Annotated in this window: 15 protein-coding genes and 1 pseudogene; 10 read left to right on the forward strand and 6 right to left on the reverse strand. The window is 36.2% G+C overall.

Annotated elements, in window-relative coordinates:
• Positions 1 to 38: 38 nt before the first annotated feature.
• Positions 39 to 986 carry a chemotaxis protein CheV gene (locus tag ABJE44_RS17930; RefSeq protein WP_348111253.1) on the reverse strand — a complete coding sequence of 316 codons (948 nt, stop codon included), beginning with the start codon at positions 984 to 986 and terminating at the stop codon, positions 39 to 41.
• 259 nt (positions 987 to 1,245) lie between these two features.
• On the opposite strand from ABJE44_RS17930, the gene ABJE44_RS17935 reads away from it, so the two are divergent.
• On the forward strand, positions 1,246 to 2,841 hold the full coding sequence (locus ABJE44_RS17935) for an isocitrate lyase (protein WP_348111254.1): 1,596 nt from the start codon (positions 1,246 to 1,248) through the stop codon (positions 2,839 to 2,841).
• Between the two features lie 237 nt (positions 2,842 to 3,078).
• The gene (locus ABJE44_RS17940; protein WP_348111255.1) at positions 3,079 to 4,023 is read left to right on the forward strand and encodes a LysR family transcriptional regulator; all 945 of its coding nucleotides are present in this window, start codon (positions 3,079 to 3,081) and stop codon (positions 4,021 to 4,023) included.
• Positions 4,024 to 4,037: 14 nt separating this feature from the next.
• Here the strand turns inward: ABJE44_RS17940 and ABJE44_RS17945 are convergent, their stop codons facing one another.
• The 5 genes from ABJE44_RS17945 to ABJE44_RS17965 all read right to left on the reverse strand — a co-directional run bounded on the left by ABJE44_RS17945 (position 4,038) and on the right by ABJE44_RS17965 (position 7,881).
• The gene (locus ABJE44_RS17945; protein ID WP_348111256.1) at positions 4,038 to 5,183 is read right to left on the reverse strand and encodes a nucleotidyltransferase family protein; all 1,146 of its coding nucleotides are present in this window, start codon (positions 5,181 to 5,183) and stop codon (positions 4,038 to 4,040) included.
• The gene (locus ABJE44_RS17950) at positions 5,180 to 6,091 is read right to left on the reverse strand and encodes an HprK-related kinase A (protein WP_348111257.1); all 912 of its coding nucleotides are present in this window, start codon (positions 6,089 to 6,091) and stop codon (positions 5,180 to 5,182) included. Before ABJE44_RS17950 ends, ABJE44_RS17945 begins: the two co-directional genes overlap by 4 nt.
• Positions 6,092 to 6,343, reverse strand: a complete 252-nt coding sequence (locus tag ABJE44_RS17955) for a hypothetical protein (RefSeq protein ID WP_348111258.1) — start codon at positions 6,341 to 6,343, stop codon at positions 6,092 to 6,094.
• Between the two features lie 13 nt (positions 6,344 to 6,356).
• Positions 6,357 to 6,956, reverse strand: a complete 600-nt coding sequence (locus tag ABJE44_RS17960) for a hypothetical protein (RefSeq protein ID WP_348111259.1) — start codon at positions 6,954 to 6,956, stop codon at positions 6,357 to 6,359.
• Between the two features lie 148 nt (positions 6,957 to 7,104).
• Entirely contained in the window at positions 7,105 to 7,881 is a 777-nt protein-coding gene (locus ABJE44_RS17965; RefSeq protein ID WP_348111315.1) for a serine protease, read from the reverse strand.
• Between the two features lie 121 nt (positions 7,882 to 8,002).
• Here ABJE44_RS17965 and ABJE44_RS17970 point away from each other — a divergent pair.
• The 8 genes and pseudogenes from ABJE44_RS17970 to ABJE44_RS18005 form a co-directional block, all read left to right on the forward strand.
• Positions 8,003 to 8,149: pseudogene (locus ABJE44_RS17970) on the forward strand (NAD-dependent epimerase/dehydratase family protein); the annotation flags it as partial.
• The gene (locus ABJE44_RS17975) at positions 8,149 to 8,307 is read left to right on the forward strand and encodes a hypothetical protein (protein WP_348111260.1); all 159 of its coding nucleotides are present in this window, start codon (positions 8,149 to 8,151) and stop codon (positions 8,305 to 8,307) included. The pseudogene ABJE44_RS17970 and the gene ABJE44_RS17975, both read left to right, overlap by 1 nt.
• A 132-nt stretch (positions 8,308 to 8,439) precedes the next feature.
• Positions 8,440 to 9,087, forward strand: a complete 648-nt coding sequence (locus ABJE44_RS17980; RefSeq protein ID WP_348111261.1) for a YdcF family protein — start codon at positions 8,440 to 8,442, stop codon at positions 9,085 to 9,087.
• A gap of 126 nt (positions 9,088 to 9,213) precedes the next feature.
• The gene (locus ABJE44_RS17985) at positions 9,214 to 10,029 is read left to right on the forward strand and encodes a PEP-CTERM/exosortase system-associated acyltransferase (protein WP_348111262.1); all 816 of its coding nucleotides are present in this window, start codon (positions 9,214 to 9,216) and stop codon (positions 10,027 to 10,029) included.
• A 57-nt stretch (positions 10,030 to 10,086) separates the two neighbouring features.
• Complete coding sequence (locus tag ABJE44_RS17990; protein WP_348111263.1) at positions 10,087 to 10,938, forward strand: ThiF family adenylyltransferase; 852 nt, start codon at positions 10,087 to 10,089, stop codon at positions 10,936 to 10,938.
• Between the two features lie 155 nt (positions 10,939 to 11,093).
• On the forward strand, positions 11,094 to 12,053 hold the full coding sequence (locus ABJE44_RS17995; protein WP_348111264.1) for a THxN family PEP-CTERM protein: 960 nt from the start codon (positions 11,094 to 11,096) through the stop codon (positions 12,051 to 12,053).
• Positions 12,054 to 12,488: 435 nt separating this feature from the next.
• The gene (prsT, locus tag ABJE44_RS18000) at positions 12,489 to 15,242 is read left to right on the forward strand and encodes an XrtA/PEP-CTERM system TPR-repeat protein PrsT (protein WP_348111265.1); all 2,754 of its coding nucleotides are present in this window, start codon (positions 12,489 to 12,491) and stop codon (positions 15,240 to 15,242) included.
• A gap of 71 nt (positions 15,243 to 15,313) precedes the next feature.
• Positions 15,314 to 16,441, forward strand: a complete 1,128-nt coding sequence (locus ABJE44_RS18005) for a GNAT family N-acetyltransferase (RefSeq protein WP_348111266.1) — start codon at positions 15,314 to 15,316, stop codon at positions 16,439 to 16,441.

A 16,441-nucleotide genomic window follows, 5' to 3' on the forward strand; every position in this document is an offset into this window, starting at 1 on the left:
GAAACTATAGTGACACAACATAAACTTAAGAATTGTAATCAAGCATTTAGCGCTTCTCTCATTCTTTGTTGTACTACATCGACTAACAAATCAGGTTGAAACTTGGAAATAAATCGATTACAACCCACTTTTTTAACCATAGCTTCATTAAAGCTGCCACTTAAAGAGGTATTCAGGGCGATAAATAACTCACTCATCCGTGGATCTTTTCGAACTTCAGAGGTTAATCGATATCCATCCATTTCTGGCATTTCAGCATCTGTAAACATCATTAAAATCTCATCTGTTACTATTTTTCCGTCATCAGCCCACTTTCTGAGTCGATTTAAAGCTCTTAAACCATCTTTTTCTTCAATAATTTCGAGACCAAGTTGACCAAGTGTTTCTCTGATTTGCCAACGAGCTGTAGCCGAGTCATCCACAACTAATATCTTTTTACCTTTAAGATGAATTGAAACGTTTGTATCTAGCACATCCTCAGAAATAGACGTGTCATATTCTACAATTTCCGCAAGTACTTTCTCCACATCTATAATTTCAACTAATTCACTATCGTTACCCATTTCAACATGCGTAATCGCTGTTAAATAGTTGTTTTTGCCAGCAGTACTTGGAGGGGGTTGAATAGTACTCCAAGAAGTATTGATAATATGCATCACCTTACCTATTAAGAAGCCTTGAACACTTCTATTATATTCAGTAATAATGACATTCTCGGGCGCATATTTTTCTTCGTTTAAATTAATTCCAATGGCCGCACGCAAGTCAATTACAGGGATAGATGCTCCTCTATAATTTGTGACCCCTTTTAAGTTTTTATGAGCCCCGGGCATTTGATTCATTGGAGGGATTGTAATCACCTCTCTGACTTTAAACACGTTTAATGCAAACGTATGCCTAGTGCCTAATTTAAACATGAGTAACTCTAACCTATTCTCGCCCACTAGTTGTGTGCGCTGGTCAATTGATGACATTAGCTCTGACATAGATACTCTCTAATTAACATTCTAAAACAAACTATAACCAAGTCTTTTAATTAAAACAAAGTCTTAAACTTTGCATTAACACCTTTAAATTGTTCATAAAACGCCCACCAAACATTCACAAAATAAATAATGAGAATCCTTTATATAGATTTCAAATATAACCAAAGCCTATATAGGATTATCTCAACAACAAGTTTAGAGCAATTTCTTTAACGCATTCTAGCTTGTTACAAAATATCATCAACTAAGGAATATTCATATGTCACAATATCAACAAGATATCGCTAAATTCAACACTCTAAAGTCAGCCCAAAATGGCACTTGGAGTGCAATTACGCCAGAATATGCTGCTCGCATGAAAACTCAAAACCGATTCCAAACAGGACTCGATATTGCCAAGTATACCGCCTCTATTATGCGTAAGGATATGCTAGATTATGATGAAGACTCTAGTCAATATACTCAGTCTCTAGGTTGCTGGCACGGATTTGTGGGTCAGCAAAAAATGTTATCAGTTAAAAAACACCAGGGTACAACTGATAAAAGCTATTTATATCTATCAGGCTGGATGGTAGCAGCTCTTAGGTCTGAGTTTGGTCCATTACCTGATCAATCTATGCATGAAAAAACAACCGTTCCTGCATTAATTGAAGAACTATATACCTTTTTACGTCAAGCAGATGCCCGTGAGTTGGGCGACCTTTTCACTGAGCTAGACAAGGCCACAGCAGCAGGGTCTGACACCACAGAAATTCAAACATCTATAGATAACTATCAAACCCATATAGTACCAATTATTGCGGATATTGATGCAGGCTTTGGCAACGAAGAAGCAACTTATCTGTTAGCAAAGAAAATGATAGAAGCGGGAGCTTGCTGTATTCAAATTGAAAACCAAGTTTCAGATGCCAAACAGTGTGGTCACCAAGACGGAAAGGTAACGGTTCCACATGAAGACTTTTTAGCGAAAATTAATGCTGTACGGTATGCTTTTCTTGAGCTGGGAGTAGATGATGGCGTCATCGTAGCGAGAACGGATTCTCTAGGAGCAAGCCTAACCCAAAAAATACCTGTATCAAAAAGTCCAGGAGACTTAGCCGCCCAATACAATGCATTTCTGGATACCTCTGATGTTAATTCAATAGAAGATTTAAATGAAGGTGACTCAGTTCTCAAACAAAACGGTAAGCTAGTTAAACCCAGACGTTTACCTAACGGTTTATATAAGTTTAAAGATAATACGAGTATTGATCGCGTTGTTTTAGATTGCATTACCTCACTGCAAAATGGTGCAGACCTTTTATGGATTGAAACGGAAAAACCTCACGTTGGGCAAATTGGTGATATGGTAAGAGCGATTCGGAAAACTGTACCTAATGCCAAGCTGGTATATAACAACTCGCCATCTTTCAACTGGACTCTTAACTTCCGCCAGCAAGTATTCGATGCTTGGTTAGAAAGTGGCAAAGATATAAAAGGTTACGATAGAGCCGCTTTAATGTCAGAGCAATATGACGACTCTGAATTAGCTCAATTAGCTGATGAAAAAATTAAAACCTTCCAGGCCGATGCTGCTCGTGAAGCGGGCATTTTCCACCACTTAATAACCTTGCCAACATATCATACTGCAGCATTATCAACAGATGAGTTAGCGAAAGGCTATTTTGGTGATGAGGGCATGTTAGCTTACGTAAAAGGTGTGCAACGCAAAGAAATAAGACAAAGCTTAGCATGTGTTAAACACCAAGCTATGGCCGGTTCAAACATTGGTGATGACCACAAAGAATACTTCTCAGGCGAACAAGCACTAAAGGCCTCTGGAGAAGACAATACGATGAACCAATTCGATGCATGATAATTCACGATATAATTAGTCATATCAGAAAAACATCATTCAATATATGTTCAGAATCAAAGCTATTAGTGCTTTGATTTTGGACGTCTTCAAGTAGTTCACCCCTTTCCCCAATTTTGCAGTTTTAATCAACGTTAATTTAATATTTCCCTCTTATTTGCATTTAATCCATGAAAATAGAAATTAAAATGAGTAAAATTCAGATACTAAATAACTCTTAGCCTTGAGATAATAATAATGAATATATCAAAAGTAGATTTAAACTTACTGGTTTATCTAGACGTACTACTTAGAGAGGGCAGCGTTACAAAAGCAGCAAACCAACTAAGCATTACTCAACCAGCTATGAGTAATGGCCTTCGAAGACTTCGAGATTTATTTAAAGATCCTTTACTGATTAGAACTAGTGGCGGCATGACCCCCACAAAACGAGCCATTGAATTACAACCCATAATTAGGGACGTACTTTCAAAGCTAGAAACAACCATAAAGCCAGAAGTAGAATTTAGCCCACTTCAAAGTAATAGAACCTTTAGGATCATGGCAAGTGACTATGCCGAATCGACTTTACTAATGGAAGTCATTAGACGGTTAACTAAATTAGCCCCAAATGTAACGTTAGACCTAATAACCCCTAGTGATGTCACCTTTCATGATGTAGAACATGGAAAAGTAGACATGGCAATTAATCGTTTTGATGAACTTCCTTTATCATTTCATCAAAAAGTAGTTTGGTACGATTCTTTTTGCTGTGTATTAAACAGTCAAAATCCAATTGTGAGCAATTTTAATCTAGATAACTATTTAACCAGTAAGCATATATGGGTTAGTAAAACAGGGTTTGGTGTCGGTGTTGGAATAGATCCAACAGAAGTACAAAAATTAGGCTGGGTAGATGCAGAGCTGACAAAAATTGGTAAACAAAGAAGCATACGGGTATTTACAAGACATTATCATGTAGCGCTTCAACTGGCTAAAGCTCAAAACTTGGTGGCCACTTTACCCAGTAAAGCGGCAAAACTATATATTCAAGACCCGGATATAATTATGTTAGAGCCGCCATTTGATATTCCACCTATTGCATTAAAAATGGCCTGGAGCCCATTATTACAGCATGATGCTGGTCATATCTGGCTAAGAAGGTTAATAACAGAAGCAGGTAATGACTTAACAGAAAAGTAACACTTAGTGGTTAGTCATATTTTGGGAAGGTTTTCTGGAAGCTTTTTATCCGTATTTTTTTTAAAAGCTCCTTTTCCAGCTATCATCTCACCAATTGCCTTATATGCTTTAGTTGAAACGTGTTGAATCAGAATAGGCAAAGGCATTTTTATCCAATGCCCTCTTATCAAAGCGATTAAATTAGCTAACCCAATATATGAAACCTTACACAGAGGATGTTGAGGTTGTAGCACTCTATAAAATGTCCAATCAAATAACAGCATAGTTAATCTTGAAGGCAAAAAATCATCGCTTTTTAACATCCATTTATCCGGTATGGAGGAATTAAAAAACAAGTTTGTATAGCGACATGCTAAACCTAACTCAACAGTAAAATTAGTTCGCTGTGCTAATAGAAAAAGATCCTCCCAAAATCCTTCACTCTCTCCAAACTCACTAAACATCAAATGTAAATCACTTAAGTCACGAAAACCGTGATGATACTCTTCTTGATAAAACAGGTGGACTGCACTGTGCAATACCATTGCATATGGTGCTAATGTTTTTGCTTGCCCATCACAAATACTCACCAGATCATTCTTAAAAAGCTCAATATCAGGAGCTTTTCCACTGATTATAGGTACTAAATTATGATGTATATCAAGTTGAGTTCCTCTTGTACAATGCATCAGTGGAGGGATTTCATGTGCCCATTTGCGATAGTACATTTGTTCATAATCATCAATTTCATCATGGATCCAACCGTATACAAGAAGCTTGTTTTCAACCGAGTCTACTAACTCTCTTGACACTAAAATATCAATATCCGAAAAAACACGGCCCTCTCCTACTTTATATTTAGCTAATAAGTAGGCTGCTCCTTTTAAAAATATGGGCGGCTTATCAGAAATTTTATTAATTAATTTAACTAAACCTTCTGCCTCAAAATAGACATGTTGCTTTAATAGTTCGGATGAGCATCTAGCTGCTTGAAAATGATTTAATGCATAACTGGGTAAAGTTTCTAAGTTAGAAAAGTCAACCGACATAGTAGCTAACCTCGGTAACATGGATACTTCCCTAGCAACTCGAATGATATATTCCCATTCTACCAACCTATTAGTCTTAGGTACTTGACCTTTTACTAAAGAAATCAGTTGCTGTGTAATAGGAGACATCATAGGGTAAATACTCCCTCAGTTAAAAACTCCATAACTGAATTTAAGTCGTTATAAAAGATTTCAACTGTATCTGTTTGCTCTATTAATCGAGTCATTGCTTTAAACCCTTGCACCCCTAACATCCCTTCATTAAATGCATTACTAGACAAGGATTCATAAGCTTGAATTTTATTAAGGGTATAAATATCCAGTTTTTTATCGGGAGTAAAATGAGGTAATACAATTGCCCTAACTTTTGCAGTTTTATAGAGATCCAAAACACTTCTTTCTGGAGGTTTAACATGGGCAACTGTGCCTTTTGATGTATCTTTAGCAATATTTGAAACAACAACATCAGGAAACCACTCTTTAACCAAATCAATAGAGTTGTTTTTTAAACAAATAGGCCTGACAAACGGATGAGCTAACCCTGTTTCAAGATTAATAACTGTCATTTCATCTGACAGTAAACGCCACCCGGAATTAGCTAAATATGCACATAACGTGCTTTTACCTGAGCCTGGAGGAGCTGGAAAAATAAGCGCTTCATCATTTTTTTCAAGGATAGCCCCATGGATGAGTAAAAAATTATGTTGATGCGCTGCCATACACCAATTCATCCCCCATTCAAGTAATGGGTATGCTTGTGATCGTGGTAAGGGCAAAAACGGAGTATATTGGTCAAGTGAGAAGCTTATTTGAGGTTTAAACCATCGCCTCAAAGAAAAAGAATGCTGAATTGATACTTGGAAGTCGGTTGGATCATCCTGACCTACAATTGAATAGTCAGAATATAATTCATAAAATACTTTTTGAACGTCTGGTAATTTTGATTTAACTCGGAATGAGGCTACGCCTAAATCAATACCGATATTACCTTTGCGCATTTTTTCAGAAAGGTCTCCATATTCCAACTCTTTTAATTGCAACTAAATTTCCTCTATCAAAATACCTTCTGATATTAGAGTATGCCAAACTTCTTTCACTTGAGCAGACTCAATTTCCACAATTCTAGAATTAAATGTTGTGAAATCAAAACTTTCTTCACTCTTTAAGGCCAATAAAACAAATCCAACCTTAGAGGTCAAAGTTACAACCTTACCTAACGCAGGAACAAATACTAAAACGCCAGACTGGTCGCTGGCGTTATAAATAAAAACGGATGGAGAAACATGAAACATATCGAATTAGATCTTAACGTCTAGAACCACCGCTATAAGTATAGGTTTGCTGCAATGCTTGAATTAATGCAGCTTCGTCATTCTCTGCCTCGGCTTCTAACATTGAAGCATACATCTCAGCTGTCACGCCAGGCTTTAGAGGGTAACGGTTATCTAAAGCATTTAAGTATCCTGCAACCAAGTTTTGCTCCAAGTCTCCGCCTCTTTCTAAAATTTCATATAAAGAGCTAGAAGAGCTAACACTCGACCTATTATATTTATTCTTATAACCGCCACGGCTATAACCAGAAGTAGGTGTAAAACTAAAAATTGTTCCCCAAGGCGTGGTAGATGCGGTTCGAGCGGTTGCACTTACATATTTACTAGAACGGCAATCATCGTACCAATCTTCCGGTGACTTACCTGAAACAACAACAGCTTCACAGACAGCAGACTGGTTACCAGACAAGTTGCCAGAAACCATACACCCACCACCATGACCGCCACTTCTAGCCCAACTTGTTTTAATGGGTAAAGTCGCGACTAAAGCAGTAGCTGTGCTTTTAACTAAAAACTTCCTTCTTGAGTCCGTAGATTCTGTTTCTTTTACAATACTTTGCTTATTATGTTTCACAACTATTCACCATCCGTATTATGAATTCTTAAACTTTACCACTTAATGCAAAAAGCAAACCAATTTACAAGGCATTGATTTTAATAAATAAAAAATCAAAATATATCATTAGTGTAAATATAATAGACACTTAATGGAATTTTTCCAATTATATAGAATAGCCGCTGCTTTTGGCGAGAGCTTTCAAATATTTTATGGGTATGGCGTAACTGATTCCTGATGGTTTTTCCAGTACAGACTCTTTTGATTCTTTAACAAATACTTTGTTTAGCACACCTATGACTTCCCCTGTTTCAGAATCATATATTGGACTACCACTATTACCTGGGTAAGCTGTTATATCAAGTTGATATATTAAGAACTGCTCATCCAACCTTTTGAGAATGTTTGTGGATAACCCTCGAGAATTGGCTGATGGAATGACATCTGGTGAAGTAGCAGCAATTATGCCTCTATGCGTAGCTGGAAATAACCCCAATACTGCACCTATAGGGAACCCAGTAAGTAAAATTTCTGTCCCATCTGGCGCATATTCATCAGTTGCCAATGTTATAGGTTTTAAGGCTTTCTCTAATTTAAGAATTGCTAAATCATGCAGAGGGTCTGTGGCAACCACTTTCACCTTTTGGATTTTTGGTTTACGGCCTTGACCTGAGAAAATAATGAGGTGTTGCACTTTCGAAGGGTCTAATTCAATAGAAACAACATGATAATTGGTAGCAACTAATGAACCATCTCCAAACACAAAGCCACTCCCCATTAATTGATGAGTTTGCGTACCTAATGGGTCATATAACCCCACCCCTACAATTGATGGCTTAATGTTCGAAACGAGATCGCTTAGTTTAGTAGCGAAAGTCGGATTTGATAACAGCCATGCAGATAAGAAAACCTTTAAACTAAATAAAAATATTTTATTTACCATCATAATCGGTACAGTTACGAGCAAATATCTGGTTATAATCACAAATATTGGCTTTGCATTCCATTTATATTTTTACGTTTAAGGTATTTAAGATCTTAAACAAGTTCTAAGGGTATTTTTTATGAAAGTTCTAGTTACCGGAGTTGCTGGATTTATTGGGTTTCACGTTACTAAATATCTGCTAAGCCGCGGAGATACTATTGTAGGTATCGATAACATGAACGATTATTATGATGTAACTCTTAAGGAAGGGCGCTTAAAACAGTTATGAAAGAAATGTTGCCACTACAAGCTGGTGATGTACCTGATACATATGCCGATATTTCTGCGCTAACAAATGACACAGGCTATCAACCCAAGACCAATTTAGATAAAGGAATTGGAGAGTTTGTTACTTGGTATAAAACATTTTATGAAATACAGTAACATCAAAAAATCAAAAAAATTTCAAACCGTATGTTAGCAGATATAGCAACGTCACTTAGCTCCCCCTTGGTCCATTCGACACTGATGTTTGTATTACTCAGGTTTGCTTGTTTAATCTTTAACAGTAAATTATTGTCGTTCGTCTCATTTCTGCCTGTAGGATGGTTATTAATTTGTTCAATGACCTACCCAAGTGTCATGTTGATTAAACATTTAGAAGACCCCTACCCCACAATAAAAATTGAATCTAAAGCTTGGCAACAAACAGATGCGATTGTTATTTTAGCGTGTAACTACGTTGAAGATGATGACTTACCTTTTGTTTCTAGGTGGCCAAACTGCTCTATGCAGAGAAATCATTATGCTGCATTAATGTATCAATCAGTCAATAAACCAATCTACCTAGCCGGTGGAATTTTAGGTAGAAGAGATGTCTATTCACAAGCTGCACATAATCGGGAGTTCCTAACGACTATGGGGGTAAATGCCAATGACATTTTCATAAACGCCAAAGGAAATAATACAGAAACTGAAGTCGCTGCTCTTGCAGAAATGCTCGATGGCAAGTACATATCGTTAGTTACCTCAGCAAGCCACTTAACCCGCGCTATCACTTATTTCGAAGACTATAATATTAAGGTACTACCAATACCCGTTGAACACTTGAGTCGTAAAAATGTTGAACCAGTACTAGGCTTACCTAATGCATCTAGCTTATATAGAAGTGAAAGAGCCCTGCATGAATACCTTGGGCTAATTTACCAAAACTACCTACGCTAAACACGTGGCTAACAAAAGTTTTATGATAAATAACTAGAACTGAGTTAACATTCATCTTTGGCTCAATTCAAATTTCAATCTTAACTTATAATGGAGCTGGAGCCTTAGTTAGGGATTCAAAAAATAGTGAAAAAATTAAGAAAGTACGCTGGGAAGCCAATAATTGGTCCGCTTGTTAAGCTATTCATTAACTTCGCGATTAGCAGGCAAGCAAACCAAATATCCAAGCATTTTTCAGAATACCTATCTGCTGTCGTTGCTATTAATAAAGGTCATAAGTCTGAGTCATATAAAATTAGACATAAGGTATATTGTGAAGAACTAAAGTTTGAGAAGCTTCAATCTACGAATGAAGAGAGTGACGAATTTGATACAAGAGCAGTTCCTTGCCTAATTAAGCATAAACCTACAGGAACCTTTGCTGGTACCGTCAGAATTGTAACCAGTAAAGATCCAAAGCAAATGCTTCCCATTGAGAAGTTTTGCCTAAGCGCAATTAACGAAAAAAGTGTACATCCTTCGGACTTTCCAAGAGAGGAAGTATGTGAAATATCTCGACTTGCCATCCCTAAACAGTTTAGAAAAAGAGCAACTGATAAATTTAAAGGCTCTGCTACGGGTTCAATTAATGAATATAATTATTCCGAAAAAGAACTAAGGTGCTTCCCTTTTATAGCAGTAGGCTTATACCTTTCTGCAGCTTCCGTTTGTTTAAATATGGGGATAAAGCATTGCTTCGTAATGATGGAACCTAGACTTGCTAGAAGTTTAAAGTTTGTAGGTATAGTATTTACAAAAGTTGGGCCAGTAGTTGAATATCACGGTAAAAGGGCTCCGTATTATATCAATCGAGAATTACTTCTTTCAGGCTTGACTCCTGGTTTCAAAAGCATACTAAGTGTAATAGAAAAAGATATTAGTGATCAATTTAACGCTAAGTAAGCCAGTTCTACTAAAATAGCTTGAATTGATTATTTGTAGCCTTCAAGGAACTTAAAAATGTTTGACTATACCCGTGCCTTCTCTCGAAATATTGGATGGATAACGCCAGATGAACAGCAAATATTACGTTCTAAACGGATTGCAATTGCGGGAGCTGGAGGAGTAGGAGGAGAACACCTCATTACTATGACTCGACTAGGCGTTGAAAAGTTTAACATTTCAGATTTTGACAAGTTTGAAGTTCATAACTTCAACCGCCAAGCCGGAGCATTTTTATCTACAATCAATCAACCCAAATCTGCGGTAATGGAAAACATTGCCAAAGACATAAATCCCGATTCGCAAATTAAATCATTTAATGATGGGATCAACAAGCATAATGTAGATGACTTTCTATTTGGCGTAGATCTATATATTGATAGCCTAGATTTTTTTGCATTAGATGCTAGAAAGCTAGTATTCAAAAAATGTGAAGAATTTAAAATTCCTTACGTCACCGCGGCCCCAATAGGTATGGGAGTCGCTTTTCTGTGCTTCATGCCCGGTAAAATGTCCTATGAAGAATACTTCAGATTTGAGCAGCACAGCAGAAATGAGCAACTTATACGTTTTTTAGTGGGCCTCTCACCATCATTATTACAAAGAGATTATTTAGTCATTCCCGAAAGTGCGAATTTTCAAAAAGAAACAGGCCCTTCAATGCCGATGGCTGTAAAGATGTGCTCAGGTGTCGCAGGAACTTATGCCTTAAAAATATTATTAAAACGGGGAAAGGTTTTATGTGCACCGACAGGGCTCCATTTTGATGCCTACAAAAACAAACTAAAGAAGACTTATCTGCCCTTTGGTAATAACGGCTTATTACAAAGGTTAAAAATAAAACTGGCCACAAACCTAATTAATAATTAGGCGTATTTATGTCCATTTTTTTTACATAACACTATATTAAACAGCCACAAAAAAACCTAACCCCTTGTTTAACATGCATTATTTTTTTATGGCACACTACATGCTTTAGCTAGTTGGCATTACTTCAGCTAACTAGCTACTAAAAGGAAATAACAATGAAAAAGTTAAATACGGTATTCGCAGCAATGACGTTAGCTGTAGTAGGTACCGCTAACGCAGCACAAATTACATCTTGGAATTATATTAACGAAGCAGGCTTCACTGACTTCACTCAAACTACCGGCGGAAGTGTAACCGCATCTGGTGACGCTACGCCAAACGGCTTACTTGGAGTTCCGGCTTCTACCGATCTTACTTGGGGTGAAGGCCTCACAAGCGGAGACGTAGTCATAAACGGTGGTGTTGATGACATCCAAAGCTCTTTCCAATCTGCTAGCCCTGTACTAGGTACAGTTGTTACAAATGGAGGCCTAGAGCAAGGTACTGATTTATTCCACAATAACTGGGTAGTAGGAACAGGTGACGGCCTTTTAATTGGCGCGAGCTTTTTAGACGCATTACAACTAACTGCTACCGAGTTAGATGGCGTTCCTTACGTTGGGCCTGCGCTAGTAATAGATGCCCCTACTTTAGGGTTTGAAATTAGTTTCTTAGAGACTATTAATGGTGTGGATTATGATTTAAGTGGAGGCTTCACCGTAGATGAAGCGGTGTTAGATGATACTTTAATCTGCCCTGATGGAACTTTAAACGGCACCGGTGTAAACCTAAATGGTTGTGCGGATATTTTTGCAATTACATCTGATACCACAGACTTTGACATTGTCGGTGGTAATGTAGAGTTTTCAGGTAGCTTCATTTTAGATGATTACGAATACACTATAACCACGGTATTATCTGGTCTTCAATTAATTACTGACACTGCTTGTGTAACTATTGGTTTAGAAGCAGGCTGTATTGGTTTCTTAACAACTGAAGAAATGTCCAACCAATTAGTTGCCGAGTTTAGAATAGATTCTGAATTGGTACCGGTTGAAGTATCAGCCCCTGCATCAATTGCTCTATTAGGTCTTGGTTTGATAGGTCTAGGTGGATTGGCGAGAAGAAAAAAATAATATTCACTGTTCTAATAAAGGCTCTTAATGAGCCTTTTTTTATGCACAAAAATCATTTTAGTAACTTCACTTTACCTTGCTAAAAACACATGTACCTAATTGTAGGGCTGAGAATATTCAGCAACTAACTCATCTATAATATACGATGCATCCCTTCAAATTGATTTCAATCTAATACTTCAAACACTAGTTTGGAAAACTTAAGTTTTAACCCTTTGTGATATTAGATGTAAATTCAAACAATCCCTGCCTCTACAAGCTCACATTTAAAACACTAAAAAATATGAAAACACAAGAAAATTCAATTATTTGCTATAATGTTAGGCGTATAACAATCTTATTTTTGTAGTCTTTATGATTACGAGTCGATACACTCTTAGTACAGGTAAATTGTGATATACACCTAAAGTGAACCGCCTACTAAAGGGAAAAGGGATGATAAAAAGCGCTGTTAAAATTGCATTTATTCTATTGATACTTTCGAGCTGTGAACAAAAAAATTCACATGAGTTTATAGAGCAAGCAAACGTTTATATTGCGGAAGAAAAACTTAATGATGCAGAGATAACATTGAAATCGGCCATAAAAAAATATCCTCAAGATAAAAATTTACGAGCCAAATTAGGCACATTGTATCTTAGTCAAGGTTTAGCTACTTTATCCGAAAAGGAGCTAAGACGTGCGTTAGAGCTTGGTTTACAAGATGACAAAACAATCCTAAAGTACTTAAAATCATTAGCGATGCAACATAAAGTAGAGGATACGTTACATTATTTAGAATCGCTTAGCACAACTAGTCCTTCTCTTAAAATCGCTAGTAATACTTATAAAGGTATTTCTTACATAGAACAAAATTACACTAACAAAGCTAGAGCATGGTTTACATCAGCAATCGAAGAAGATGTAAAATATAATAAATATCAAAGTCTCGCTAAAGCCTATCTTGCGTATCTTGACCAAGATCTAAATAGCAGTATAAAGCTACTCGACAACATACTCTCAATAGAACCAGATTTCGCAGAAGCTTTAGTTTTAAAAAGTCGCATTCATTATTTACAACAAAGGTTTACCGAATCAGCTGTTACTTTAGAAATTTATCTAAACTATTACGCAAATGCCCACTGGTCTAGAATTTACTATGCCCAAGCGTTAGTTCGAGCTGAAAACTATGATAAAGCAAATATTGAATTGAAAAAGCTGCTAGCGTTGTTTCCTAATCAACCTTTAATAAACCAGTTAAAAGCAGTTGTTGAATTCGAAAACAAACACTTCTTACTTGCAAAAGAATACTCAGAGAAGGCATTACAATTTGGTGATAAGCAAGACACTACCAAGTTTATTGCTGGAGTTAGCGCTATGCAATTAGGGAACTATGAGCAAGCATACAGTTATCTAGAGTATCTAGTAAAAAAAGCCCCAATCAACCATCCAATTCATAAAATTTTCTCAATAGCTCAATTGAAAGTTGGAAATTTTGAAGATGCAGCCACAACTTTGGAGCAAGTTAGCACATCGGCTGAAGAGGATTTCGAGCTTTATACTTCAATTAGTTATGGACTAATGAAAAGTGGTCAACTTGATAAAGCTAAAGACTTAATAGCAAAAACAGAATCAACACTAGATGGCTCCTATGAAATGCTTACTCGTCTAGGACAATTAAAATTATCAGTTAATGACCTTACAGGTATTAATGACTTAAAAGAATCTTTAGAAAAAAACTCTAATCAACTACAAGCTAAACTTATGCTAGCAACGGCTTATATACAAATTAATGAGTTCGATAAGGCCATTAATTTAGCCTTAAATTGGCAAGCTGACGAGCCTCACAATGTTGAAACCAAGAACTTAGAAGCTTACATCTATTATAAACAAGGCAAATTAGAACTTGCAGCAAAAGCATACTTAGACTCTTTGTTAATCAATAAGAGTAATTTTCGAGCTTACCTTTTTTTAAAAAACAAATTGTTATCCGAGGGTGAGCCTCAGCTAGCAGCTAAAAAAATGGAACAATACATTGAGATTCAACCGAATGATGTTAGAGCTTATCTGCACTTATATCTAATTAGAAAAGAGCAAGGGAAAGGAGCTGAGTTCGTAAACTACTTTAAAAAGCAGTATGAAACCTACTCTACAAGGGAATTCAAAATTGGCCTAGCAAGAGTCTATAATTCAGAACGTATGTATATACAGGCTGTAAATTTATTAAAAACGAGTGAAAAAAACGAGCAACTTCCAGAGTTTTATTGGCGCACATTAGCCCTTGCAGAAATGAACCTACCTGACTTTGAGTCAACTATAAAAACACTAAATTCTTGGTTAAAAAGCTTTCCAAATAGTGTTTCAGCTATATATTTTAAAACCATTGCTTTAGAAAAATCTGGGCATATTACTCAAGCAATTGAAGAGTTAAGCTTGTGGAATAGTAAAAATCAGAATAACCAAATGTATATTGCTGAAGCTTTATTACAATTAAAAGTAAGCAATATATTATTAGCTGAACGCTCAATACAAAAAGTCACTGACCAAAATCTACTTAAAACGGCAACAGGTCTTTATGCTCAGGGGCGTATTGCAGCGGCAAATAATGCTAATAGTAATGCGAAAGAACTACTTTTAACGAGTTATCAATTATTGCCAGAATCTAACACAGCAATTTGGTTATCAGAGCAAATTAAACTTACCAATGGAACAACAGCTGCAATTGAGTTTTTGCAAGTTCATTTAGCTTCATCCGTAAATGATGTCATTGCTCGAACCCAATTAGCTAATATTATGGTTGAAACCAATGATGATCGTGCATACGAACAGTATTCTAAAATACTCGAATTGGCGCCAGAAAACGTAATAGCTTTAAATAATTTAGCTTGGCACGCATTACAAAAAAATCAGCTATTTAAAGCAGAAGTCTACGCTGAGAAAGCGCTAACTATTGCTTCCACTATGCCAGATATCTTAGATACTGCCGCAGCGGTTAAAATAGCGCTAGATGATACTGAAAGTGCTCTAAGACTATTAGAAAAAGCATATAAAATTGATAACGCCCATTTAGATGTTGCCATTCACTATGCTCAATTACTCACTAAAATAGGCGATACTGAAACAGTCTTAGAAATACTAAAAAACATTTCGCCTAAAAATGCCGAACAAAGAACGCAAATTGATGAACTGCGCAAGCAAAATAAAGTTTAAAAAGTGTTGACGTCTTTGTTAATTAGCAAGCGTAAGTTGCCCATTAAATCACTTAGCATTTGGGTACCGTAGTGTTTTCAGATATTAAAATTAAATATTACCAACCAGATAACCTTGTGGAAATTCAAGAAAAGTGGTCAGCATTAATTAAGATCTCTTCTGCATCACCTTTTCACAATATCTATTGGATCAACTCATGGTTAAGCTCTTTACCAAAAATTCCTCATCTAATCGAAGCTCGCGAAGCTGGTAATATTGTAGGACTAGCCTTGTTTTGTGAAAGGCAAGAGAGGACTGTAATTGGTACAAAGCTCAAACAACTTTGGTTACATCGGTTTGGACAGCAGGATTACGACCAAGTCTGGATAGAGCACAATGACTTTTTATTAGCAGATAAAAATAAAGATATCATACGGAAAGCCATACTGATGTTTTTAAAAGAAAACAAAGGTTTATGGGATGAACTTTATTTAGGCATGGCTACCGAAAATACTGTAAACAAATTTAGTGAAGTACTCGAATTTAAAAGAGTGGATATATGCTCCCCAGATTTTGTAGTTAACTTAATAAATATAAAAGACTCAGATGACTATCTAAAAGATCTTTCAAAAAACACTCGCTCACAAATAAATAGATCTCTCAAATTATTAACTCAGCAAGGAAGTATCGAGCTAAAACAAGCAATTACTCGAACAGAAAAGAATTTGTATTTAAAAGAAATTTCAAAAATTCATATTAAGAAATGGGGAAATACCCAATTTGGTAGTGGCTTTAGCAATCCTATATTTACAAAATTTCATTCCGATAATTTGCATGCTGACATAGAAGGTGAACATTGCAGGCTCTATAGTTTAAATTTAGACAATAAACCTCTTGCATATGTATACATCATAAAAAACACCGAAAAATGGTATTTTTATTTATCTGCTATCAAAAATAACCGAGATAATAAAGTCAAAATAGGATTAGTAATCCATACCTTATTAATTAATGAGGCCATTAATAATGGCGCTAACTGTTATAGTTTCCTCGCTGGAGAAGCTAGGTATAAACGCTCAATGAGTAATACACCTGTATCCTTACAAGAATTGGTATGCTTTTATCGTCCAACAGCCTTCCCCCTGTGTAGGGAAAAATTAAGAGCTATAAAACGGCAAATATTGAGCCTTTATTCTGACTTTATAAAAAGTAGCAAGTAA

Origin of the sequence: Paraglaciecola sp. (genome assembly GCF_039942875.1) — a bacterium.
Classification (GTDB): domain Bacteria; phylum Pseudomonadota; class Gammaproteobacteria; order Enterobacterales; family Alteromonadaceae; genus Paraglaciecola.

What these genes read in the sequence shown, in the direction of transcription:
- ABJE44_RS17990 (WP_348111263.1), top strand. Translation starts at nt 10,087, where the DNA reads ATGTTTGACTATACCCGTGCCTTCTCTCGAAATATTGGATGGATAACG.
- ABJE44_RS17935 (WP_348111254.1), top strand. Translation starts at nt 1,246, where the DNA reads ATGTCACAATATCAACAAGATATCGCTAAATTCAACACTCTAAAGTCA.
- ABJE44_RS17965 (WP_348111315.1), bottom strand. Translation starts at nt 7,881, where the DNA reads ATGGTAAATAAAATATTTTTATTTAGTTTAAAGGTTTTCTTATCTGCA.
- ABJE44_RS17930 (WP_348111253.1), bottom strand. Translation starts at nt 986, where the DNA reads ATGTCAGAGCTAATGTCATCAATTGACCAGCGCACACAACTAGTGGGC.
- ABJE44_RS17940 (WP_348111255.1), top strand. Translation starts at nt 3,079, where the DNA reads ATGAATATATCAAAAGTAGATTTAAACTTACTGGTTTATCTAGACGTA.
- ABJE44_RS17975 (WP_348111260.1), top strand. Translation starts at nt 8,149, where the DNA reads ATGAAAGAAATGTTGCCACTACAAGCTGGTGATGTACCTGATACATAT.
- prsT (WP_348111265.1), top strand. Translation starts at nt 12,489, where the DNA reads ATGATAAAAAGCGCTGTTAAAATTGCATTTATTCTATTGATACTTTCG.
- ABJE44_RS17955 (WP_348111258.1), bottom strand. Translation starts at nt 6,343, where the DNA reads ATGTTTCATGTTTCTCCATCCGTTTTTATTTATAACGCCAGCGACCAG.
- ABJE44_RS17995 (WP_348111264.1), top strand. Translation starts at nt 11,094, where the DNA reads ATGAAAAAGTTAAATACGGTATTCGCAGCAATGACGTTAGCTGTAGTA.
- ABJE44_RS17945 (WP_348111256.1), bottom strand. Translation starts at nt 5,183, where the DNA reads ATGATGTCTCCTATTACACAGCAACTGATTTCTTTAGTAAAAGGTCAA.